Genomic DNA, 23272 nt, shown 5'->3' with positions numbered 1-23272 from the left:
GTTGGTCGGTGATGTCGACATTCGAGGGACCGGCAAGACAGGCCCCCACCGTGGCCGAGGGCAAGCTGCTGCTGGTGGATGATGATCCTCCGCTACGCCGAACCATGGCGCGTCATCTCGAACGTGCCGGATTCGAGGTGCTTGCCGCCGAATCCCTCAAGGAAGCCTACGAGATCATTGCCGAGACCATCCCGGATTTCGCCGTCGTCGATTTGAACCTCGGCGACGGTCACGGGATGGAACTGATCAACGGACTGCTCGACGCCCGGCATGACGTGCGCATCGTGGTCCTGACGGGGTATGACAGCATCGCCTCGTCGATCATCGCGACCAAGGCGGGAGCCGTGGGCTATCTGGCCAAGCCGGTGCAGCCGGAGGAACTCGTGGCCACGTTGCTGAGCGGTCCGCCGGAGGCTGCCGATTCATCGGAGACGCCGATGTCGGCCGACCGCATACGCTGGGAGCACATCCAGCGGGTGTTCGAGCAATGCAACCGCAATGTCTCCGAAACCGCCCGACGGCTCAACATGCACCGGCGCACCCTGCAGCGCATCCTCAGCAAGCGCGCGCCACGCTGACCGATCCGCCAATACCGGCAAACTTCTGTAGCTGTCGATGATCATGGAATGGGGACGGACAATCGTGACCGAATGCCGTCATGGCGACATCAATCAGTCAGTGGCACTCTTGCAGAACATGTCATAGAGAAGCACGATCATGCGGTGAACATCGCCGTCAGCCAGCGAATAGTAGATGACCTTGCCTTCGCGGCGCGAATTGACGAAGCCGGCAAAGCGCAACCGCGCCAGTTGCTGCGATACCGCAGCCTGCCTGATCCGCAGCAGCTCCTCAAGTTCGCCTACCGACTTCTCGCCCGAAGCCAGATGGCAGAGGATCATCAACCGCCCTTCGTGAGCAAGCGCCTTGAGGAAGCCCGCCGCTGCCGCGGCACGGGCTTCCATATCGGCCATACCACCGGCATCACCAACCGATCCGATCCCGGTTTCGCTGCCCATCGCTGGCACCCTTGCTGTCAACTGTTCCACGGCCACAATAGCTATCCGGAGCTCGATACAAATACCCGATTCCAGTAAATACAACCGTTGGCAGTCAGTTTCAACAACACCCGTACTGGATTAGCCGGAGGAACGACATGAAGAAGGGGGGACTCCCCCTCTTCCCATGCAGACCGGTGGTACGGCGATCAGGCGACGACCGTGCGGCGACGGACCTGCCAATGATGGTATGCCACGAACCCGGTGAACATGGCACCGACAAACACCAGCACCCTGGGAAGGCCGAACAGCACACTCGCGACCGCCGTACCGGGGCACAGGCCGACGAGCCCCCAACCGGCACCGAAAACCACCGCACCGCCGATCAATCGCCGGTCGATGGTCAGCGATGGCCGTGCCGGCAGGTTCTCTCCCAGGACCGACCTCTCATGCCGCCGGACCCACCACCAGGACAGCATCATCGGAATGTTGGCGCCGACAATGACAAACACCAGTGTCGGGTCCCACGCACCGAAGATATCGAAAAAGCCCTGGACCCGTTGCGGATTCACCATGTCGGAAACGACCAGCCCGAGACCGAAGAGCCCACCGGAGATGAATGCTGCAAGATTTTTCATTTTCATCAACTCCAGCCGAGGAGGTGGCGGCTGAGGGCAACCACCAGGACTCCGGTCGAGATCGCCACCGACATGGCAATAAGCGACCGGGGCGACAACCGCGACATTCCGCAGACACCATGCCCGCTCGTGCAGCCGCTGGCCGCGCGCGCGCCGAAGCCGACAAGCAATCCCCCGGCGATGACCAGCGGAATGGCCGCCTTGACCTGCAGATCCGGCACGCCGACGACAAGAACGTAGAGAAAGGGAACGAGGAGAAGACCGACGACGAAACTCAGCCTCTCGCCATTGCGCGAATCGGTGGGATCATCGACCAGAGAGCCGAGTATCCCGCTGATGCCGGCGATCCGCCCGTTCATCACCAGCAGGACCGACGCCCCTGCCCCGATCAGCAGACCACCTGCCAATCCCAGCATCCAACTGTTCACTTCCATATTTCCACCCCCGCAGCAGCGCTGCCAGTGCCTGACGCCCTCTTCGGGCTTTTTCCTTCAGGCATCCGATATTCGCGGATCTAACATATACATTCCAACATTGCAATGTGTTTGAATGATTGTTCGCGATGTGGAAAGCCTGCCTTGCAGGAGTTGCCAAATGCGGGGCGGGCAGCGATGCTGGCGCCAGCAGGGTGGCCGGAGCCAGGCCGGTGCGCAAGTTCGGGCGGGAAGTGGATGGGTCAGCATCATGGGTGACGCGCACAGTATCGAATTGTCACCTGTCGTATCCGACGAGATTCGCAAGACCACCTGCTACATGTGCGCCTGCCGCTGCGGCATCAACGTGCATGTCCGCAAGGATGCCGACGGCAGGGATGCCATTCGCTACATCGAGGGCAATCGCGATCATCCGGTGAACAGGGGCGTCCTTTGCGCCAAGGGGTCCGCCGGCATCATGCAGCACTATTCGCCAGCCAGGCTGGATGCCCCGCTCAAGCGTACCGGGCCGCGCGGTTCGGGTCGGTTCGAGAAGATCGGCTGGGACGAAGCGCTCGAACTCGCCACCTCATGGCTGGCGCCGCTGCGACAGGACGATCCGAAGAAGCTTGCGTTCTTCACCGGCCGCGACCAGAGCCAGAGTTTCACGGGCTGGTGGGCGCAACAATACGGGACACCCAACTACGCCGCTCATGGCGGTTTCTGCTCGGTCAACATGGCGACGGCCGGAATTTACACGATGGGCGGCGCCTTCTGGGAATTCGGCCAACCGGACTGGGAGCGCACCGAGTATTTCATGATCTTCGGCGTTGCAGAGGATCATGACTCCAATCCGATCAAGATGGGACTGGGCCAGCTCAAGGAGCGCGGTGCCAAGGTCGTCGCCGTCAATCCGGTCCGCACGGGCTACAACGCCATTGCCGATGAGTGGGTCGGCATCACGCCCGGCACGGACGGTCTCTTCATCCTTGCCATGGTCCGCTGCCTGCTCGAAGCCGGCAGGATCGACCTCGATTACCTGATCCGCTACACCAATGCCCCGTGGCTGGTGATCGACGAACCCGGCAGGGAGGATCACGGTCTCTTCATCCGCGACGATGACGGCAAGACCCTGGTGGTCGAACGCACGGGCAGACGTCCTGTCCCCTTCGATCATGGCGGGCGCCGGCTTGCGCTCCGGGGGAGTTTCGAGGTGCAGGGCCGCACGTGCCGGCCGGCTTTCGAGCTCATGGCCGAGGCCTTTCTCGATGAACGCTACCGGCCGGAGAAGGTCGCCGCGGAATGCGGTATCGATGCGGGGACCATCCGCCGTCTCGCGGCCGAACTCGCCCATGCCGCGTTCGAAAAGGAGGTCGTGCTCGACCAGCCCTGGACCGACTGGAAGGGCGAGCGTCACGACAAGATGATCGGACGCCCTGTCAGCTTCCATGCCATGCGTGGGATTTCGGCCCATTCGAACGGTTTCCAGACCTGCCGTGCCCTGCACGTTCTGCAGATCCTGCTGGGATCGGTGGAGGTTCCGGGTGGCTTCCGCTTCAAGCCGCCCTACCCGAAACCTTCGACCGGACACCCCAGGCCACATGCGGGAGTAACGCCCGGACAGCCGCTCGACGGCCCGCATCTGGGCTATCCGCAGGGCCCGGCCGACCTGCTGCTGGATGACGACGGCAAGGCCAGGCGCATCGACAAGGCGTTCTCGTGGGATGCCCCCATGTCGGCCCATGGCCTGATGCACATGGTCATCGCGAATGCCGTGGCCGGCGATCCCTACGAGATCGATACGCTGTTCCTCTACATGGCGAACATGAGCTGGAACTCGTCGATGAACACTCGCGGCGTCATGGAGATGCTGGAAGCGAAGCGGCCAGATGGCGAATATCGCATTCCGCATATCATCTACAGCGACGCCTATTCCTCCGAAATGGTCGCCTATGCCGACCTGATCCTGCCGGACACGACCTATCTCGAACGCCATGACTGCATCAGCCTGCTCGACCGGCCGATCTGCGAAGCCGATGCCGCTGCCGATGCGATCCGATGGCCGGTTGTCCAGCCTGATCGCGACGTCCGCGGCTTCCAGAGCGTCCTGCTGGATCTTGGCGTACGCCTGAAGCTGCCGGGGATGGTCGATGGCGACGGCAAGGCCATCTACAGCGATTATGCCGACTACATCCAGAAGCACCAGCGGCGTCCGGGTGTCGGGCCGCTCGCCGGCTGGCGTGGCGAGGACGGCACCGGCGAGGGACGCGGCGAGCCCAACCCGGACCAGTTGCGCCACTATATCGACAATGGCGGTTTCTGGGTCAGCCACATTCCACCTGAAGCCGCATTCTTCAAACCGTGGAATGCCTCCTACCAGCAATGGGCCGTCGAGCGCAGCTTCTACGACAAGCCACAACCCTTCATCTTCCAGATTTATCTCGAACCGATGGCCCGCTTCCAGCGCGCCGCCGAAGGACATGGCTCGCGGCAACCGCCGGATCACCTGCGCCAGCGCATCGCCGACACCTTCAGCCCGCTGCCCTGCTGGTATCCGCCATTCGAGGGCGAATCCGTCGACAGCAACGACTATCCGGTTCATGCGCTCACCCAGCGTCCGGCAGCGATGTATCACTCCTGGGGTTCCCAGAACGCCTGGCTGCGCCAGATCCACGGCCAGAACCCGCTCTACGTTTCGGGCGATCTGTGCGACCGGCACAAGCTTTCCGACGGGGACTGGGTGACGCTGACCTCCCATCACGGCCGGATCAAGGTCCCCGTCCGAAGAATGGATGCACTCAACGCCAATACCGTATGGACATGGAATGCCATCGGCAAGCGACGCGGCGCGTGGGCACTTTCCGTCGACGCGCCGGAAGCGACTCGGGGCTTCCTGCTCAATCACCTCATCAGCGAATTGCTGCCCGACAGGGGGGACGGCCTGCGCTGGGGCAATTCCGATCCGATCACCGGACAGGCTGCATGGTTCGACCTGCGGGTGAAGCTCGAAAAGGCATCTCCCGCCGGGGAGAGCGAGCCCGTGGTCCTGGCGCAGGCGAGCCCGGTCCGGCCGGCTCCCGAAGAAGTCCGCTATGGTTCGGCCTGGGGTGGGGGCAGATCGTGACATCATTGCCCGAACGGACAGGAAAGAAGCTCGGCCTGGTCATCGATCTCGATACCTGCGTCGGTTGCCATGCCTGTGTCATCAATTGCAAGGAGTGGAACACCGGATCGCAAGGCGCACCGCTGTCGGATATCGACGCCTATGGCGATAATCCCTGTGGCACATTCCTCAACCGGGTCCATACCTTCGAGGCGAAGCCGGAAACCGGCCCGGCGCGGGTCGTCCATTTCCCCAAATCCTGCCTGCATTGCGAGGACGCACCCTGCGTCACGGTCTGCCCGACGGGAGCTTCCTACAAGCGCGCGGATGACGGCATCGTCCTCGTGCAGGAGGACTGGTGCATAGGCTGCGGCCTGTGCGCCTGGGCCTGCCCCTACGGCGCGCGCGAGATGGATCAGGCCGCCGGCGTCATGAAGAAATGCACCCTGTGCGTGGATCGCATCTACAATGACAACCTGCCCGAGGAGGACAGGGTGCCGGCCTGCGTGCGCACCTGCCCCGCCGGGGCGCGTCATTTCGGCGATCTCGGCGATCCAACCAGCGACATCTCGAAAAAGGTGCGCGAGCGCGGCGGTTTCGACCTGATGCCCGAACAGGCCACCCGCCCCGTCAACAAATACCTTCCGCCACGCACGCGCGATGCCGGCACCTTCCATATCGCCCAGCTCGCCGAGCCCGAGGCCACGGGCTTTCTCGGCTGGCTCGACCGCGCGCTGTCGGCGCTGGACTGAAACACATGCATCCGGCTTCCTCGATCATCCTGTTCACCTCGCTTTCCGGCCTCGGCTTCGGCCTCATGATGTGGCTGGGCATCGGCCTGGATACCTCGCAGAACCCGTTTCCGCTGTTCCACGCGGCACTGGCGATCATTCTCGCAGGAATCGGCCTGCTGGCGTCGATGTTCCATCTGGGCAATCCGCAGCGGGCGGCGCGTGCCCTGACGCAGTGGCGGTCGTCATGGCTCAGCCGTGAGGGAATAGCATCGATCGTCACCATGGGCTGTTTCGCGCTGTTCTCGTTCGGCAATGGAACACCCGTCTGGCTGGGGTGGCTGTCGGCGCTGTCGGCTCTCGCGACCGTTGTCTGCACAGCGATGATCTATGCCCAGTTGAGAAGTATCCCGCGGTGGAAACATCCGCTGACCATGCCCGCCTTCCTCCTCTATGCCCTGGCTGGCGGCGCCCTGCTGGCCGGACAGACCATGCCCGCCATTGTCCTGCTGGCCATCCTCTGGCTGGTACAGCTTGTCCTGTGGTTCGATGGCGACCGCCAGTTCGCGCGGGCCGGATCGACGCCCGAGACCGCCACGGGGTTGGGAGGATGGGGCCGCGTGCGACTGCTGGAGTCGCCACACAGTTCTGCCAATTATCTCCTGAAGGAGATGGTCTTCCGCATTGGCCGGAAACATGCGACCAAATTGCGGATCATGGCATTCCTCTGCGGGGGTGCGGTACCTTTTCTGCTCCTGCTGCTGGCATTGGATAACCCCGGCTGGGCATCGTTATTTGTGCCCCTGGCCATAGCGTTCCACATTGGCGGCCTGTTCCTGTCGCGATGGCTGTTCTTCGCGCAGGCCGAGCATGTCGTGGGGCTCTACTACGGGTACCGGGACTGACGGTCGCGGCAACGGGGCCTTTCCAGCCCGTCGGGCGAGGTCTAGACTGGTGTCATGCATGCTCTCGCCAATCCCCTGCGCTTCCAGCGCATCGCCGATGCGGTCCTTCCCTGGGTCGCATGGCCCACATTGTTGCTGACCCCCGTTGCCCTGTACTGGTCGCTGGTGATCGCTCCGGCCGACTACCAGCAGGGAGAGGCCTATCGCATCATCTATGTCCACGTGCCGGCCGCGTGGATGGCGACCTTCACCTATGCGGTGATTGCTGTGTCGAGTCTCGCGGCCCTCATCTGGCGGCATCCGCTGGCCGAGGTGATCGCCCGCGCCGCCGCCCCGGTGGGGGCGATGTTCACCGCCATTGCCCTTTTCACGGGCTCCATATGGGGAAAACCCATGTGGGGAACCTGGTGGGTGTGGGATGCGCGACTGACCTCGGTGCTGATCCTGTTCTTCCTCTACCTCGGCTACATGGCCCTGCATGACGCCTTCGAGGACCCCAATCGCGGTGCCCGCGCCGCCTCGATTCTTGCCCTCGTGGGTGCAGTGAACCTGCCGATCATCAAGTTCTCGGTAAACTGGTGGAACACGCTGCATCAGCCTGCATCGATCATGCGCCTCGATGGCCCGACCATCGACCCGTCGATGCTTTATCCCTTGCTTCTCATGATCCTGCTGTTCAATCTCTACCTGATAACGGTGATGATCCTGCGCATCCGCCTCCAACTCAACGAGCGCAAGATCATGAATTTGAGAACAAGTCATCGGGGAGAAAACTGACATGTTGAACAGGCTCGACCACGTCAATCTGCGAACAGCCCATCTGGCGGACATGATCCGCTGGTATGAGGACGTGCTGGGAATGACCAATGGCGATCGCCCGCCGTTCCCCTTCGGCGGAGCATGGCTCTATGCCGGTGAGCATGCCGTGGTCCATCTGGTCGAGCACAGGACGCAACCCGAGGCCAGGGAGCCCGCGATCGAGCATTTCGCCATCACCGCCAGCGGGTTGGACGAGTTCCTCAACCATATCGAACAACGTGGTGTGGAGTACCAATGTGCGGTCGTTCCCGGCTTCGAGATCATCCAGGTGAATATTCATGATCCGGATGGCAATCATATTCACATCGACTTCGACCCGTCGGAACACAAGGCGCTGGCCAATCGCGGCCTGGCCTGACAGGATGGTTCGTTACTCCCGAGGCTGACGATCGAGCCCTGACCTCGAACGGGCATGCCTGCGAAATCCCGCTGCCGGCTGCGCCATCATGGTGGCCGGAGGCGGTGGTGCGTGCATCTGTCGTGAGATGATAAGTGCCCGGACGAAACGACTGTATCATTTGGTCGGAGCGGCAGGATTTGAACCTGCGACCCCCAGTCCCCCAGACTGATGCGCTACCAGGCTGCGCTACGCTCCGAGCAGGCCGGGCGGACAACGGTCGCCTGACCGCGAACTCCTCGGCTTAAGTGGGCCGGACTATAGCGGCGCGATCCGGCTTCGGCAATCACGGATCTGCCATCCCGGCATCCTGATTTACCGCTTTTCCGATCCAGTCGCGCAGATCGCTGAGATCGTCGCGAATACGACGCAGGGCACGCTCACGTCCGGGGTCTGCAGCCTCATCGGCAGGCACCGGCGCATCGCCCGGGTCCGTCGCCGGACCCTCGGTTTCTCCGACAACAGCGGCCTGTACCCCCGCGTCCTGACGCTGCTGGGGCGGCGTTGCCACATTCGCCCTGCTTGCTGCCGCCTTGCTTCGACGCTGCCGCAGGAGCTTCTGCGCCCCCTTGATGGTGTATCCTTCCTGGTAGAGCAGGCTGCGGATGTCACGCAACAGGTCAATGTCCTCGGGACGGTAATAACGGCGCCCGCCGCCACGCTTGAGAGGACGCACCTGCGGGAACTTGCTTTCCCAGAACCGCAATACATGCTGGGCGACATCAAGCTCGTCGGCCACCTCGCTGATCGTGCGAAACGCCGATGACGACTTTCCGTTCCTTGCAGCCGACCCGGCCTCGCCCGACGTTACGTCGCTACCTGCTACGACCATCGCCTCGTCCTTTCACTGCAATCGGGCGGCGATCATCAGGCCGGTGCCGGCTCACCATTGATGCGGCTCTTGAGCACCTGAGAAGCCCTGAACACAAGAACCTTGCGGGGAAGTATCGGCACCTCCTCGCCAGTCTTGGGATTGCGCCCGATCCGCTCACCTTTCTGCCGAACAATAAAGGTGCCAAATGAAGAAATCTTTACCTCGCCTTCGTCAACCAGGGCATCGCCGATCTCTCCAAGGATGGAATCCACGAGCTCGGCCGACTCGCTGCGTGACAGGCCGACCTGCTGATACACGGCTTCGGCCAGTTGCGCCCTCGTCACAGTTCGTCCCGCCATGAACAGCAACCCCCTCGCCATGCATTCGTTCCGCACCCCGGCCGCGCGCTCTGACTGACGCGCTCGGCTAAAAAAAAAGCTAGATGACACAAAGGTTTCCGTCAACAGGTGCGTCAAGAGGAATAACAATTTGAGCGAGTTTTCCTTTCACTTACGAACAATTGCGGAACGCCCTCCCGCCGGAAGCGACCCCATGGACAATTCATCGCTTCAACAGACTTTCACCGAGATAGATAGCCAGCGCCGTCCAGATTCCGACAAAGGTCAGCAGTCTCACCATGCTGAGCGGTTCGTCGAAAAGCGTAATTCCCATGATGAACAGCAGTGATGGAACGAGATAAAGCGTCAATCCCACGACGGAATATGGCAAGTAGCGGGCAGCCATGTTGAAGGTCAGCAGCGGAATGGCGGTAATCACACCGCCGACGACCAGAATGGCAGCGGTTTTCGGACCGAACTCGAAAAAGCCGAGGCCCTGCGCATTGTCCTTCCAGATGAGAAAGGCCAGCGCCAGAGGAACCACCATCAGGGTCTCGACCAGCAATCCTGCCGCAGCAGGGATGGCCTGCGACTTGCGCAATATCCCGTAGACGCTGAAGGATGCGGCGAGCGAAAGGGATACGATCGGGACCATCCCCAACTGGTACACAAGATTGAGCGTAGACAGTGCGGCGATGGCGATGGCCACCATTTGCAGGGGCCGAACCGGTTCCCCGAGAACGAAGATGGCCAGCAATACGGACAGCAGCGGTGAGATGAAAAAACCGAGGCTGACGTCAAGGACACGCCCACTCTGCACGCCGACGACATAGGCCAGCCAGTTGCCGGCGATCAGCGCCCCCGTCACCGTCAGAACCAGCAATTGCCTGCGGCTTTGGAGGATCGAGAGAAAATCGCGACGAATACTGCCGATACTCAGCAATCCCAGCATGAAGACGGCCGACCAGACGACCCGGTGCGCCAGGACCTCATAGCTTCCGACCTGGTTTACGGCCTTGAACACAAAGGGAAAGGTGAGCCAGATGACAGCACTCACGGCCAATGCCACGAAGCCTTTTTGCTGGTCGCTCATGAGGGAAAATGCCCTGTTCCGGTAAGGTGAGGAGGGGCCGGACCGCGAACTCCTGACGCAGGACAGCCGGATACCACGCGCATCGAACGTGGAAACGACGAAGCGCCCGCTTACGCCCCATCATGCCTTCCGGCAACAGCGTCATCACGGTCCCGATGACGCACCGGCGGCAGAACTCATCTGCAAGGGCCGTCGATCAGGGCACCCCACAAGCTTTCTTGCGATAGGCTGCCGTCCGGTTGCCGGCACGGCCCGCTCAACTTCCTCTCACCAATTGGCGCAGGCCATGCCACCAGCGCTTCCAGGAAAAGAACTCGCGCTTGGCGTCGACAATCGTCAGGGAGCCGACCCCGGCAAATGTATGCACCCCATCAGGCCAGGCGCTGCCGGCATCGGGCTCGACGCGCGCGATCACTTCCTCGCGATAGTGCTCCCTCGTCATCGCGATGACCCGATTGAGCGTCACCGCACCTCCATAGGTATGGCTGCAATCCTGCGCCGGTCGGACAAGGTCATCCCCATCGAGAAAGAGCGGCCCCGCCGGCCGGGCGGAGCTCAAATCGGCCTTCACCGGATTTTCCGGGTGCGGATGCCACGGACCTTCCAGCCGATCGGCAAAATACAGGTGAAGAACCGTTTCGTCCTGGTTCATGTGGTCCGTGACGAACATCCACCATCCGGTATCGTCTCGATATAGTGTCGGATCGGCCCCGGCGAACCCGGGCAGGAGAACGGCCGCTGCGGTCCAGCAGTGGGGAAAGGGGTCGGCGCGATAGAGCCGGACCTCGCCACCGCCACAGGCTTCCGGCAACATCCACCACGCGCCCTCGTGCTCGAAGACCTGCGGCCATGACAGATGATGATCCTCGCGCAACACGGTCTCGCCGCGCCCGCCGCCGGCAAGATCCTCGGCGTCGCCGGTGACCAGATACCCCTTGCGTCCGCCCTCGAAGTCGTAGGCTTCGGCGAATACCCGCAGATGGCCGTCGATCTCGACGGCGAAAGGGTCGGCGAGGTAGCCACGATCGCGCGGCTCGAACCAGCGCACCCCCGCACCGAGACCGTCACGCATGACCTGTCCTGGCGTCGCCTGCACCACGCCTATCGTCCAGACCTCCTCGAACCGTTCCTGCATCGCCCGGTGGACGAGGTTTCTCGCCAACGCGAGAGGCTGCAAACGACGTTGCCATGACGAGATGGCCCTCGACTCGGGAATATCTCCTCCATAGCCGAAACTCGCCGTCGGGACACGGATGCCCGCCATGATGTGGCGGGCGGTGCGCGCAGGCATGAATGCGGCAGCCTCCCGAAGCCGGGCACCGGTCTTGTGCGGCAGATGCCCCACGACCTTGATACGGACGCGGTCGAGCAGCCGCCAGCCTCCTCCATCGGCGGAACGGGCGACGAGCATGCCGTCGGCATGGCGTTGTCCGCCATGGATCGCCATGGCTCCGGCATCCTCTGCCGATCCGCCATCGATCCGCAACTCCCAGCATTCATCGGCGGAAAGCGGAAGCTGGAAAATCAGATGATGCCCGTCGACACGGGCCTCGATACCGGCATGCTTGCTCAAAATCTTGGAAAGAACCCGGCACCACGCGGCGTTTCCGCGTGGTGCGAGAATCACGGTTGCCAAAATTCCACTACCCTTTACGTAATACATACTGTCATGCACTATCGCGACAGGTGATCAAGCACGAATTGAAAACTGCGGATAGTGTCCCCAGTCAGGAATCACCGCTACCCCGTGACACCATCTCGGGGATATCACATTATCGCTGGTGAGGTTTAACCCCAAGCGACCGGCAGATAGGGTGTCGTTCGCGTCCTTCGCAGCATTGTGGGACAATGTCGTTGAAAATCGTGATGATTGCGCAGCCACGTGATACCTATCGCGGTTCGGGCGCGGAATTTGGATCGGTGTCGATCGTTCTCCGGGCTCTCGCGGACCGGCTTGCCCGACATGCCGACGTCCATGTCGTGGCCCCGCTGTTCGCCGGGCAGACACGCGAAGAATATCTCGACAATGGCATCACCGTGCATCGGGTACCCGCGCCCGGACGGTTGAAATCGAAGGTATTCGACACCCTGCAAGGGTTGTCGGGCCGTGGCCTGCCGTCGTTTGCGAGGGACGGCTATTATCCGGAATATGCCCGGAATGTGGCAGCCGTCGTCGCACGGCTCGCCCCGGACGTCGTCCATCTGATGACCTACCCCCAATTCGGCGGTCCCATCCGGGAGAAGCTGCCCGATGTGCCGCTGGTCCTGCACCTCCACGACGAAACGCTGACACGGTTGCCGGTCGCTCTGGTCAGCAGCCGGCTGATGCCTTTCGCGGCAATCGTCACCTGCTCGGCGTGGCTTGCCCGCAAGCTGCACCACCGCCTTCCCAACCTGAGAATTCCGATCGAGGCCATCGGTAACGGCGTTGACGTCGCGACCTTTGGCGACGGCGGCCACGTCCCGGAAGTGCGGCACAAGCTTCTGTTCGTCGGGCGCATCTCACCCGAAAAGGGACCGCATGTGCTCATCGACGCCTTCAATCGGGTGGCCGGCGACTTCCCGGACCTTCAGCTTGTCCTGGCAGGACCGCCGGGGCTCATCCCCTTTTCCTTCATCCGTCTCGTCGCAGAGGATCCACCCATGCGGTCCGCTCTGCCCTTCTATGGCCGGGGTCCGCTGTCAGGCGCGGTCAAGCAGATCATCAAGGCCGGAACCGGCCTGCGCGAGGAACTCACAGCGCGGATCGACAAGCGCTACCGTTCGCGTGTGACGTGGTGCGGAACCGTCCCGCACGACCGGATACCGGGACTCATGGGAGAGCGGACGATTTTCGTTCAACCGTCGATCTGCGAGGAACCCTTCGGACTGCCGCTGGCCGAAGCCATGGCCTGCGGCGTTCCATGCATCGGCAGCCGACGCGGCGGGATCCCCGAAATCATAGAGGATGATCGGACGGGCCTTCTGGTCGAAGCCGGCGATGCCGATGGCCTTGCCTCGGCGATAAGACGGATGCTGAACGACTTCAATCGTGCCAGAGAGATCGGCAAGGCAGGTGCAGACAGCATTGCGGCAAAATTCTCTTGGACGCACGCTACGGAACGGCTCCGCAACATCCTGGACCAGATCGTCGACCACGACAGCGTACGGACATCCAGCCGCCCGGCCGGTGATCGATGTCCCGATCAGGGGTTGATCAATTCAGGTTGATCTTTGCCGTCGCGATAAACCTGCGGTCGATCTTCAATCCGGTCGTCGTACTGTCGGCACCAATGAGATTGAATCCCGAGAATGACAGTTCCATCCGGTCGCTCAGCTTGTAGCCGATACGGGCATCGGCATTGAAATCGCTGTTGAAATGAGCGATGTTGAACGCTGTGCCTCCCTTGTTGTTGATGCTCTTGTGCGACGACATCCAGCGCATGAACAGATCGGCCGTGAATGGCCCGTCATCGTAGCCGATCCATGCCTTGACGGTATGCTCGGGTGTCACGCCGGCAAACCGGATGGGCTGGCCAATGCCGTTCTTGTTCACGGTCAGGTCGTCGTTGATGTCGATATAGGCATAGGATGTGTTGTAGTTGAAATGATCGGCGTAGCGGCCCTCGAGCCCGATTTCCACGCCCCAGGCCTTCGAATTTCCGGCGTTGAAGGTCGTGATCACCGGTTGTCCGTTGACAATGGCGACATTGGTCGGGCCGATGCCCGGCACGGTCTTGAGATGCCTGTGCTCCTGACCGAACACCGCGAGCGACAGTTTGCCGCCGATGGCATCGAGATCGTGCTCATAGCCGATTTCGATCTCATTGACGACCGTCGGCTTCAGGCGAGGATCGGCCGTGACCGGGAGGTTGCCATTGATCGGTGCCCGCGGAAAGACGAATGCCAGCTCCAGCAGCGATGCCGTCTGTACGCCGCGCGCAGCCAGCAGGCTGACACGATCATCGGATGACAGGCTGTACAACGCACCGAAATTGTAGCTCGGTTCGTGATAGACGTTCTTGTAGTCATCGGAATTGAAGGGTTCGAGGGGAGGACCGTTGTCGAAGGTTTCAAGACGGTCGATACGGCCCGAGGCAATGAAGGACAGATCTTCGCTCGCCTGCCAATGCCATGTTCCGCTCAGCGCCATGACCTCGTATCCCACGGTCGAACTGCCGGAAAACACGGTCTCGAACTCATTGCGACGATATTCGGCCCCGATCCGCACCGCGTGATCGGCAAACGGGATGAACTGGTTTTCCGCGCCAATGACCGTGACATCGTTGCGCGCCTCGATGGATCGGCCGGTGACACCCAGTGTCGCGGCACTGTCGAGTTCGGCGGACAAGTGATTGCGATAGGCACTGAGCTTCCACAGGCCATAATCGCTGTCGTGGAACAGCCGGGCGCGCAGCGAGCCGATCGAGTAGCGTGTCCGGGAAACCAGATAAGTCGGATCGAGTTCGTTGATTTCCGCACTGACATGGGAGGCATCGAACTCGACCTGAGTATGCTCGGCAAGCTGGACGATGGAATCGAGCGCGACGTTCTTGCGCTCCGGATCCGCCCTGAACAGGCCATTGGGAGACTTGTCGCTATCGTCGTCGAAGCTCTTCTCGCCGCGAACTCCGGCCGACAGCATCACGCCATATTTTTGCGGCAGGCGTACGGACGCGGTTGCCGATGTGTCGATCCCGCTGGTCGTTCCGCTGACCCGGACCGAATTCACATCGTCATAGATGGGATTATAGGTGATGATGTTGACCACCCCACTGGCGGCATTGAAACCGAACAGCGCAGTGTTGGGCCCGCGGACCACCTCGATCTGGCGAATGTCGTCGATCTGGACCGGCAGCGCGGTCCAGGCCGTCATGCCATAGTGATCGAGATAGACCTGGCGGCCGTTGACAAGGACCAGCAGGCGCGGATTGTAAGGCTGGTTGTAGCCCCGGATGCCGACATCATAATGGGCATCCGTCCATTGATTGACATCAATTCCCGCATAGCGCTTGAGGACCAGCGGGATATCCAGCGCACCGGAGCGCCGGATCTGGTCGGCAGTGATGATCTCCATGCTCGCGGGAACTTCATCCTCGCGCATCGGCATGCCGGTGACGCTGGTCGTGATCGGCTGGCCGAACAACGTCTCGAGGCTGCCGAGATCGATGCTGTCGGCCCTGGCCTCGGCAATCAGCATGCAGGCGGCGGCAGACGAAAGCAGGATGGTGCGAACGCGCATCGTGACGACGGACATGGTCAGCGCTCCGTTATCAGCATGCGGAATGACGTCTGGAAACTGATGTTGGACGCTCTGGCGGCGGCCCGGTTGACGACGATACGTACGTTGGGCGCCCCCTTGACCCACATCACGCAATAGCCGGTATCCACACAGCGCTCGTCGGTGGAGACCGTCAGCAACCCGCGTTGCGAAGCCGCCGCGAAGATGCTCGCATGATGGCTGGCGAGACCTCCCGTGATCAGGAGCATGTCGATACCGTCGAGGTTCGACAGGTCATTGACCATCACGCTGATCGCCTCAAGGGAGAGCGACGGCCCCTTGATACCCTTGCTGATCAACGACTCGATGGTCTTCGATTCCTCGAGCGACTGCTGGACGTCGGGGTCGATGACCACGCCGACAGTGACATTGCCGCTGGGACGATCGGAGAGAAAACCCACCGATCGTGCAACGACTTCCAGATCCCGTCTTTCGGCTGCAGCCTCGGCGACACTGCCCAGTGCGACAACATAGGCAAGAACCGGCAGGCTGATGCGTCGGAACCAAATTCCCATATTTCTCGCTCATGAGTAGTGTTGTAAAATGAAATAATCAATTTATAGTAGAAAATCAACCATCTTCACGAGTTGGCAGAATCTTCAAGCTGGTGGGTCATCACGCAATTGCGGCCATTGAGCTTGGCACGATACATGGCGAGGTCCGCCTGCCGCAGGATCTCACTGGCGGTAGCGCCGGCCTGGGGTGCCCAGGCAATGCCGATGCTAGTGCCGATCTGCGCCGTACGGCCCGAAAGGTCGAAGGTCTGGCCGATCGTCTCGACGATCCGTTTGCCAGCCTCGCGGGCCATCTCGACGCTGCCCTCACCGTCCACGACGCAGACGAATTCGTCGCCACCAAGACGGGCAAGCATCGACCGGGGTGTCTCCCCGGCATGCCGGACCGTGGAGCCAACGTCATCGAGCACGTTTTCGAGCCGACGGGCCACGAGCGTCAGGAGAAGGTCTCCCGCCTCATGGCCGAGTGTATCATTCACCTGCTTGAACCTGTCGAGGTCAAGCAGCATGATGACCAGCGGCTGTTTCGAGGTGGCCAGCGGCACCCTGTCATACAGCACATCGTTCAGCCTTGCCCGGTTGGCGAGGCCCGTAAGCGCATCGGTATAGGCCATCGTATGGATGCGCTCGGTCTTCTCATGCAAGGCATCCAGCATGCGGTTGAACGAACTGGCCAGTTCGCCAAGCTCGCCCAGCCCGTCAATCGATACCTTGGTCGTCAGGTCGCCGGCCGCCACCGCCTTCGTGTGCTCGGTCAGCGTCAACAGCGGCCCCGTCATCTTGCGGATCAGCATGAGGCTCAGGGGCAAGCTCAGCAAAAGGACGAGGCCGGCAATCAGGATCGTGCTGCCGCGGGCTTCTCCGGCTTCGGCAACCGCTCCCGACATGCTGACGGCGAGACGCACCACACCCGTCTCGGTACTGCTCAACCGTACGGGAAATCCCACTTCAAGGAACTGATCGTCGATCCGGGAAACCGGCGCGTTGGTAGCAAGGACCTCGGCGACAATGTCATCATATGAAGTCGTAAGAATATTTTCTCCATCAAGCGAGCCATCGGCAAGGATGGTTCCTTCCGCATCGACGACGAATGCCCGTTCGGCCTCACCCGTCTTGCGCATGTTGTGCAACACGACATTGAGGTCATTGACGCGCAGATCCAGCAGATAGCTTGCCGAGAAATCCGCGACCGTCCCGGCCAGGTGCAGCGCGCGCTGCTCCGATCGCTCGAGAACCATCTCCTGATAGACGGTCAGGTGGACGACAACGACGAACATCGTCAAAAGTGTAATGATACCCGCGTTCATCACGGACAACCGCCGCGCGAGACTGCCTTTTTGTCCAAGCGCGTGGAGAAATTCCAGCATGGTCAGCTACCGTCCATGCGAACGATGCCGACCGACAGCCGGTTGAGTTTCGCCAGTTCGGCCGGCTTCAGTTCCAGCCATTCGCCAAAATCGCGCCCCGCCTCCGAGAGACCTGCCGAAAGCGCCTTCGCGAGCAGGCCCGTCGTGTCCGCATCCAGACCTGGCCGACAGATGACGAGTTGCTGCGGCACCGTTTCGGAGGCTGCGATGCGGCGGAAGCGGCCCGGCCTGTTCCACTCGAAATGGTCGAGCATGTTCTCGGGAACGGCGGCCGCATCGACCCGTCCCTTGTGCAGCCAGATGATCGGGCTCAACGAGCCCTGGGTGAAGACCATTGAAATCGCATCGGGGTGACTGCCGTCGGGCACTCCGGCATGGGTCTCGACGAGACCATAGCGGTCGAGACCCAGGGAGATGCGCGGCAGCATGTGGCCGAAGCTCGAGGCGGGACGCGAAAAGGCGAGCCTGCGCCCGACGAGATCCTTCAGCGTCCGGATGTCGCTGTCGGCCAGCACGACGATGATCGACCGCGTCAACGCACCGCCCGGCCGGGTCACGGCCCCGAGCGGCCGGCTTGACGTGTCGCGCATGATGTTGAGCGCCATCAGCGTCTGGTCGATGATGAGGTCGACCCCCTCATCCCACATTTGCCAGACAAGGCTGGTATATGTGCCGAAAACCCTCAGTTCCAGCCGGATATTGTCAGCTGCAAGAATCCTGTTGGCAGCAGCGAGGATCGGCTCCATCTGCGCTTCCACCGCACTGACCTCGGGCGAAACCGTGGCCAGGGTCAGTTCCCGCATGCCGTCGTCCGGCGGAAATTCTGCCGCCATAAGGCCGCGCGGGCACAACACCGCTGCCACGACAAGCAGAAGTGCCAGCCAGCAATTGCGGGCCATCGTATGACGCAACAACCGATCTCCATGCGAGTTCAGCATGCAGATTAGGCGAAATCCCCTTAATCTCCGGTTAAAGGTCGTTCCTCAATACGTGACGACTCGGCTCCGCCGATCACGATATCGAAATTGCAGTTGCCAGACGGACGCCCTAGTCTTCCCCGGTTGAAGACAATCGCTCCACATTCGCTCGGTCTGGCCATTGATGAACGACATGCTGTGTCTTCCAGGACGGCAGCCTTCTGGTATTTTTGCCGCAATCGCGACGAACCGATCATGAGCCATCTGGCATCATTCGCCGCCCTGCTCGTTTCGGCCGGCGTCCTGCTCGCCGGCAATGGCCTGTTCGGCACCCTGATCTCGGTTCGCGCCAACCTGGAGCACTTCTCTCCAACAACCATCGGCCTGATCGGTTCGGCCTTCTATGCCGGTTTCATTGCCGGTTCGATCTGGGCACCGCGGCTGATCATCCGTGCAGGCCATGTCCGCACCTTTGCCGCCATGGGCGCACTCTATGCCGCCTCGGCACTGATCCACGCGATGCTGGTGTCGCCGCTCGCCTGGAGCCTGCTCCGCATCGCCGGAGGAGTGTGCTTTGCCGGTCTCACGCTGGTTCTTGAAAGCTGGCTGAATGCGCGAAGCACCAACGAGAACCGGGGACGGGTGCTGAGCGTCTACCGTCTGGTCGATCTCGGCTGCGTCACCGCGGGACAGTTCATCCTCACACTCGCCGACCCGCGCTCCTACGAGATATTCAGCATCGTCGCACTGTTCTTCTGCTGTGCACTGGTGCCGCTATCCATGAGCCGGGCCATACCGCCATCGCCACCGCCACAACCGAAGATGCGCATCATGTGGCTGCTGCGCCTTTCGCCGCTGGGTGCGGCAGGCGTCTTCGGGGTCGGGCTGGTCAACGGCACCTTCCGCATGGTCGCCCCCACCGTGGCCTTCGACCTCGGCTTGAGCGTTGCCGAAATCGCCATGCTGATGAGCGCCTTCATCCTTGGCGGTGCGGTGCTGCAATTTCCGATGGGCGCGCTCTCCGACCGCATCGACCGCCGCGTCGTCCTGATGATCGCGACCGTGGGAGCCATGATTTCAAGCGGAATCATGGGCCATCTGGCCACACTCGGCGCCGCATGGTTCATCACCGCGGGGTTTCTCTTCGGAGGCTTTGCCGTCCCCATCTATTCGATCGCGATGACCCATGCCAACGACTTCGCCCACGATGACGAATATGTCGAGGTGTCGGCGGGCCTGTTTCTCATCTTCGGCATCGGAGCCACCGTGGGTCCGTTCGCGGGTTCGGCCGCCGTCACCCTGTTCGGCAACAGCGCGCTTTTCTACTACTGTTCCGCAATGCACGGACTGCTGCTGTTGTTCGCAATCTATCGCCGGACGTCACGCCCGAGTATTCCCGTCGGCCAGCGGGGCAATTTTGTCGGACTGATCCGGACCTCGCCCGCCCTGTTCCGACTGGCATTCCGGGTACGCACCGGCAGCACCGGGCGCAATGACGCCAAAGACCGGAATGACAGCAACACCCCGGACCCGAAAACATGAAGGGGCAGGCAAAAACCGCACCCGCCCCACCATCGATTACAACCAGTTGCCGGAATGCAACGGAACCCGTCAGCTGCTGACGGCAGCCACCTCCGCCTTGGCGGGTTGTTCGGCCTCACGACGCGCGACCATGATCAGCGCCTCGCCATCAAGCACCTTCTTGTCACCAACCATGCAGACCGTTTCCATCGTCACGCGGCGACGCTCATGGTTGATCTGCCTGATCGTCACGATCGCGCGCACGGTATCGCCCGCACGCACCGGCGCGAGGAATTTCAGGCTCTGGCTGACATAGATGCATCCCGGACCGGGCAGCTTGGTGCCGATGACCGTCGAGATCAGGCTGGCCGTGAGCATGCCGTGCGCGATGCGCCCCTTGAATGCCGTCCCGCCGGCAAACTCCTCGTTCAGATGGACCGGATTGGTATCGCCGGAGACACCGGCAAACATGAGAATATCGGCATCCGTGATGGTCTTGCCGAAGGCGGCGGTCATGCCCTCTTCGAGATCCTCGATGTACAACCCGTGATCAGACATTCTCAACTCCTTGATGCCGACCGGCAACCCCCGGCCCGACCATGCGATTCGCCACCATTCCGCCGTTCCACCGCGAGAAGCATGCAAGACCTTGCGGGGCCGGCCGGAACCTGCAACCTACTTTCGCAACGCAGCATGCCGATGCCGCATTGCGACATCAAGCCAGAAATAGGTAAATTCGGAGTTAAGCTCCGGCACATCACAGGGAATACGCCGACAGCCTTCTCCTGAAACGTTTTATTCCAATAACTTGAGGAAATGTCTTGATTGATGAAATTATCCAACGAACGACTGTCCCGCCGGTCAAGATGACGGGACCGGGTCCATCGCAGACCGATCTTCGGAGGATGCTGGCAGCAGCAGCAGCAGCACCGGACCATGGCAAACTGGTTCCGTGGCGCTACCTGATCATCTCCGGCGAGGGGCGATCTTCACTGGGAGATCTCTTCGCTCGCGGTGTCATCGATGCCCGTCCCGACGCCTCCCCCGCCGAGATCGAAAAGCAGCGCAGCACACCCACCCGCGCACCTCTGGTGCTGATCGCCATCGCCAGGGTGATCGAGAATCACCCCAAGATTCCGGCGATCGAACAGATCGCCGCCGCCTCGGCCTCGATCGAGAACCTGCTGCTCGCCGCCCACTCGCTCGGCTACGCCGCAAAATGGGCGACGGGCGCCAATGCCTACAGCCCGACCGTGAAGGCCGGTCTGGGCCTTGACGCCGACGAACATATACTGGGCATCCTGTATGTCGGGACCTTCGCCCATCCGCATCTTCCCCCGGAGCGACCCGACATTGCGAGTTTCACCCGCACATGGCCTGATACATGAACCTGAAATCGCTTCTGCTCCCCCTGACGGCCGGCATGCTGCTGGCATCCTGTGCCGGGGAAAACCCGGCCGCTCTCGCCGCCCAGGACCGCGCTGACTGCACGGCTCTCGGTTTCACGGGGGACAGCGACAGCTTCAAGCTCTGCCTGATGCTGCAGCAGCAGAACCGGCGGCTGACCTACATAGAGGGACGCCTCGGCTTCCTTGAAATGGATGTCAACCGGATCGACGATCTGGGCATCTACGACCATCGGCATCGCTGACCCCGTCCAAATGACGACGGACCGGGATCATCAGACGACCGGAAGGATGCGCCTGAGGATTGTTGCCGAACTGGCAGCGACCTCGTGGACGAAACTGGCGAAATCATGACGCGATTCCGCTCCGGCGAGATCGGACAAGGAGCGGATATCGAGGAAAGGTATGCCGAATGCCTCGCAGACCTGCCCGAGTGCACCGCCTTCCATCTCGATCGCCTTGCCACCGAGTTCGTTGAACAGGCGAACGCGCGTCCTTTCACAATTGAGGAACTGGTCGCCTGAAAGAATGGAACCATAGACGATGGAAGGTGCGGAGCCGTCACCGCCAGCCCCCTTCGACAAGGGTGGCAGCTCCAACCCGTCGAGCGATCCCCGGACCCGCTCGATCAGCGCCGCCGGAACCGCATAGCCCAACCGATCGGTAGGGTTGAAGAACGGCACATGTCCTGCCTGATAGGTGTGAATGCGCTCGTCGGCAATCCAGCCGGCATCATGCTGCATGGTCAGGTCGGCAATCACCACGTCACCGATACGCAGCGACGGATCGAGTCCGCCGGCGACACCGGAGAAAATGATCAACCGGGACGAGAAATGATGGACCAGCAATGTCGATGTCAACGCTGTGTTGACCTTGCCGATACCGGCACCGACCAGCACCACCTCGTGGCCATCGAGCCTGCCGCATACGAATGTCTTCCCGGCCAGCGCCACCGTTTCCCGCCCATCGAGAACCGATGACAGGTGCTCCAGCTCCTCGGGGATGGCACAAAGGATACCGATGGTCATGAACGCGCTCCCAATACGCGGCGGATCGATCACCGCGTTCTAGCAGCACGACGACGAAATGACGACAATCGTGCAGGCAGACAATGCCCGGGGGAACGAACATCGAACGTCGGCAACCACCACCCCTTTCGAAAGCATTGGCAGGTCGCGACAATCTCGAAAACGGGATGGTGCCCCTGGCCGGACTCGAACCAGCACGCCCTTGCGGGCAACAGATTTTGAGTCTGTCGTGTCTACCAATTCCACCACAGAGGCACGTCACGCGATCTACGCCGTGGCGCGCCCGCGGTCAAGACGGGTTGCCGATCCGGAACGCCGACACCGGATCAGGTATTCCACAGCGGGTCCTTGATCTTTGCCACGAATGCCCGGTGCGCCGCGAGCTCGGCCTCGCTCGCGGGAAAGCTGCGGGCGGGCCGAACGGGGCGGTCGGCGATTGCACCGCCCTTTCGGCCGGCCCCAACGGACGATGCCACGAGATCGAGGCCGGTCTGGCGCCCTCCACGCAGATGCAGATAGACTTCCGCCAGCAACTCGCAGTCGAGCAAGGCGCCATGCAGCACGCGCCTCGAACCGTCCACGCCGAAACGCCGGCACAGGGCATCGAGGCTGTTCTGCTGCCCCGGGAAGCGTTGCTGCGCCATGCCCAGCGTATCGACGGCCCGATCCCCCGGAATCAGCCTGCGCCCTGCCCACTTCAATTCGGCATTGATGAACCGCATGTCGAAACGGGCATTGTGAATGACCAGCGGCACATCGCCGACGAATTCGACGAAGGCATCGACGATGGAGGCAAATACCGGCTTGTCTGCGAGGAATTCATCGCCCAGCCCGTGCACCTTGAAGGCTTCCTCGGGCATGGAACGCTCGGGATTGATGTACTGGTGATAGGTGCGGCCCGTGGGGATCAGATGCTCGATCTCGACGGCACCGATCTCGACAATACGGTCGCCATCGTCCGGATTTAGGCCAGTTGTTTCCGTATCGAGAACAATCTCGCGCATCGTTTCTC

24 protein-coding genes and 2 tRNA genes are annotated in these 23272 nt (G+C 61.6%); 10 read left to right on the top strand and 16 right to left on the bottom strand.

Annotated features, from left to right (window positions below):
- Positions 1 to 11 precede the first annotated feature (11 nt).
- Positions 12 to 578: a response regulator gene (locus H6851_11505; GenBank protein MCB9944228.1), complete on the top strand. Its 567-nt coding sequence runs from the start codon at positions 12 to 14 to the stop codon at positions 576 to 578.
- Between the two features lie 93 nt (positions 579 to 671).
- Here the strand turns inward: H6851_11505 and H6851_11500 are convergent, their stop codons facing one another.
- The 3 genes from H6851_11500 to H6851_11490 all read right to left on the bottom strand — a co-directional run bounded on the left by H6851_11500 (position 672) and on the right by H6851_11490 (position 2067).
- Positions 672 to 1016, bottom strand: coding sequence for a helix-turn-helix transcriptional regulator (locus H6851_11500; protein ID MCB9944227.1), 345 nt, complete (start codon positions 1014 to 1016; stop codon positions 672 to 674).
- Between the two features lie 188 nt (positions 1017 to 1204).
- Entirely contained in the window at positions 1205 to 1633 is a 429-nt protein-coding gene (locus tag H6851_11495; protein MCB9944226.1) for a hypothetical protein, read from the bottom strand.
- A gap of 5 nt (positions 1634 to 1638) precedes the next feature.
- Positions 1639 to 2067 (bottom strand): YeeE/YedE family protein, encoded by a 429-nt coding sequence (locus H6851_11490; GenBank protein ID MCB9944225.1) that lies wholly within the window; start codon positions 2065 to 2067, stop codon positions 1639 to 1641.
- 250 nt (positions 2068 to 2317) lie between these two features.
- Between H6851_11490 and H6851_11485 the strand changes: the two genes are divergently transcribed.
- From H6851_11485 to H6851_11465, 5 genes are read left to right on the top strand one after another with little or no spacing between them, the layout of a single operon-like run.
- Positions 2318 to 5170: a molybdopterin-dependent oxidoreductase gene (locus H6851_11485; protein ID MCB9944224.1), complete on the top strand. Its 2853-nt coding sequence runs from the start codon at positions 2318 to 2320 to the stop codon at positions 5168 to 5170.
- Entirely contained in the window at positions 5167 to 5901 is a 735-nt protein-coding gene (locus H6851_11480; protein MCB9944223.1) for a 4Fe-4S dicluster domain-containing protein, read from the top strand. Before H6851_11485 ends, H6851_11480 begins: the two co-directional genes overlap by 4 nt.
- A 5-nt stretch (positions 5902 to 5906) precedes the next feature.
- Positions 5907 to 6785, top strand: a complete 879-nt coding sequence (locus tag H6851_11475; GenBank protein MCB9944222.1) for a dimethyl sulfoxide reductase anchor subunit — start codon at positions 5907 to 5909, stop codon at positions 6783 to 6785.
- Between the two features lie 54 nt (positions 6786 to 6839).
- Positions 6840 to 7562: a heme ABC transporter permease gene (locus tag H6851_11470; protein MCB9944221.1), complete on the top strand. Its 723-nt coding sequence runs from the start codon at positions 6840 to 6842 to the stop codon at positions 7560 to 7562.
- A 1-nt stretch (position 7563) separates the two neighbouring features.
- Positions 7564 to 7962: a VOC family protein gene (locus H6851_11465; GenBank protein ID MCB9944220.1), complete on the top strand. Its 399-nt coding sequence runs from the start codon at positions 7564 to 7566 to the stop codon at positions 7960 to 7962.
- A 161-nt stretch (positions 7963 to 8123) separates the two neighbouring features.
- On the opposite strand, the gene H6851_11460 is transcribed toward H6851_11465, so the two are convergent.
- The 5 genes from H6851_11460 to H6851_11440 form a co-directional block, all read right to left on the bottom strand.
- Positions 8124 to 8200, bottom strand: a tRNA-Pro gene (locus tag H6851_11460).
- A gap of 87 nt (positions 8201 to 8287) precedes the next feature.
- Positions 8288 to 8833, bottom strand: coding sequence for a MerR family transcriptional regulator (locus tag H6851_11455; GenBank protein MCB9944219.1), 546 nt, complete (start codon positions 8831 to 8833; stop codon positions 8288 to 8290).
- A 35-nt stretch (positions 8834 to 8868) separates the two neighbouring features.
- Positions 8869 to 9174 (bottom strand): integration host factor subunit alpha, encoded by a 306-nt coding sequence (locus tag H6851_11450; GenBank protein ID MCB9944218.1) that lies wholly within the window; start codon positions 9172 to 9174, stop codon positions 8869 to 8871.
- A 202-nt stretch (positions 9175 to 9376) separates the two neighbouring features.
- Positions 9377 to 10246, bottom strand: coding sequence for an EamA family transporter RarD (gene rarD / locus H6851_11445; protein MCB9944217.1), 870 nt, complete (start codon positions 10244 to 10246; stop codon positions 9377 to 9379).
- A 256-nt stretch (positions 10247 to 10502) separates the two neighbouring features.
- Positions 10503 to 11819, bottom strand: a complete 1317-nt coding sequence (locus H6851_11440; GenBank protein MCB9944216.1) for a hypothetical protein — start codon at positions 11817 to 11819, stop codon at positions 10503 to 10505.
- Positions 11820 to 12094: 275 nt separating this feature from the next.
- On the opposite strand from H6851_11440, the gene H6851_11435 reads away from it, so the two are divergent.
- Positions 12095 to 13456 (top strand): glycosyltransferase family 4 protein, encoded by a 1362-nt coding sequence (locus tag H6851_11435; GenBank protein ID MCB9944215.1) that lies wholly within the window; start codon positions 12095 to 12097, stop codon positions 13454 to 13456.
- On the opposite strand, the gene H6851_11430 is transcribed toward H6851_11435, so the two are convergent.
- The 4 genes from H6851_11430 to H6851_11415 all read right to left on the bottom strand — a co-directional run bounded on the left by H6851_11430 (position 13443) and on the right by H6851_11415 (position 18299).
- The gene (locus tag H6851_11430) at positions 13443 to 15482 is read right to left on the bottom strand and encodes a TonB-dependent receptor (protein ID MCB9944214.1); all 2040 of its coding nucleotides are present in this window, start codon (positions 15480 to 15482) and stop codon (positions 13443 to 13445) included. The two genes, H6851_11435 and H6851_11430, sit on opposite strands and share 14 nt — an antisense overlap.
- A gap of 2 nt (positions 15483 to 15484) precedes the next feature.
- A complete protein-coding gene (locus H6851_11425) occupies positions 15485 to 16021 on the bottom strand; it encodes a DUF4154 domain-containing protein (protein MCB9944213.1) in 537 nt (178 codons plus the stop codon).
- A 65-nt stretch (positions 16022 to 16086) separates the two neighbouring features.
- Positions 16087 to 17388 carry a diguanylate cyclase gene (locus H6851_11420; GenBank protein MCB9944212.1) on the bottom strand — a complete coding sequence of 434 codons (1302 nt, stop codon included), beginning with the start codon at positions 17386 to 17388 and terminating at the stop codon, positions 16087 to 16089.
- A 2-nt stretch (positions 17389 to 17390) separates the two neighbouring features.
- Positions 17391 to 18299 (bottom strand): PhnD/SsuA/transferrin family substrate-binding protein, encoded by a 909-nt coding sequence (locus tag H6851_11415; protein ID MCB9944211.1) that lies wholly within the window; start codon positions 18297 to 18299, stop codon positions 17391 to 17393.
- A gap of 261 nt (positions 18300 to 18560) precedes the next feature.
- Between H6851_11415 and H6851_11410 the strand changes: the two genes are divergently transcribed.
- Entirely contained in the window at positions 18561 to 19847 is a 1287-nt protein-coding gene (locus H6851_11410) for an MFS transporter (GenBank protein ID MCB9944210.1), read from the top strand.
- Between the two features lie 69 nt (positions 19848 to 19916).
- Here the strand turns inward: H6851_11410 and H6851_11405 are convergent, their stop codons facing one another.
- On the bottom strand, positions 19917 to 20384 hold the full coding sequence (locus H6851_11405) for a MaoC family dehydratase (GenBank protein ID MCB9944209.1): 468 nt from the start codon (positions 20382 to 20384) through the stop codon (positions 19917 to 19919).
- Positions 20385 to 20647: 263 nt separating this feature from the next.
- Between H6851_11405 and H6851_11400 the strand changes: the two genes are divergently transcribed.
- Positions 20648 to 21214, top strand: a complete 567-nt coding sequence (locus H6851_11400) for a nitroreductase (protein ID MCB9944208.1) — start codon at positions 20648 to 20650, stop codon at positions 21212 to 21214.
- Entirely contained in the window at positions 21211 to 21477 is a 267-nt protein-coding gene (locus H6851_11395; GenBank protein MCB9944207.1) for a hypothetical protein, read from the top strand. Before H6851_11400 ends, H6851_11395 begins: the two co-directional genes overlap by 4 nt.
- A 30-nt stretch (positions 21478 to 21507) precedes the next feature.
- Here H6851_11395 and H6851_11390 read toward each other — a convergent pair whose 3' ends face one another.
- From H6851_11390 to dnaQ, 3 genes are all read right to left on the bottom strand, one after another.
- Positions 21508 to 22260, bottom strand: a complete 753-nt coding sequence (locus H6851_11390; protein ID MCB9944206.1) for a 5'-methylthioadenosine/adenosylhomocysteine nucleosidase — start codon at positions 22258 to 22260, stop codon at positions 21508 to 21510.
- 168 nt (positions 22261 to 22428) lie between these two features.
- Positions 22429 to 22515 (bottom strand) — tRNA-Leu (locus tag H6851_11385).
- A 71-nt stretch (positions 22516 to 22586) separates the two neighbouring features.
- Positions 22587 to 23264, bottom strand: a complete 678-nt coding sequence (dnaQ, locus tag H6851_11380) for a DNA polymerase III subunit epsilon (GenBank protein MCB9944205.1) — start codon at positions 23262 to 23264, stop codon at positions 22587 to 22589.
- Between the last annotated feature and the right edge of the window lie 8 nt (positions 23265 to 23272).

It is taken from the genome of Geminicoccaceae bacterium (assembly GCA_020638465.1).
Classification (GTDB): domain Bacteria; phylum Pseudomonadota; class Alphaproteobacteria; order Geminicoccales; family Geminicoccaceae; genus JAGREO01.
The sequence above is the reverse complement of the archived record's forward strand: the minus strand, read 5'-3'. Positions and strand labels throughout refer to the sequence as shown.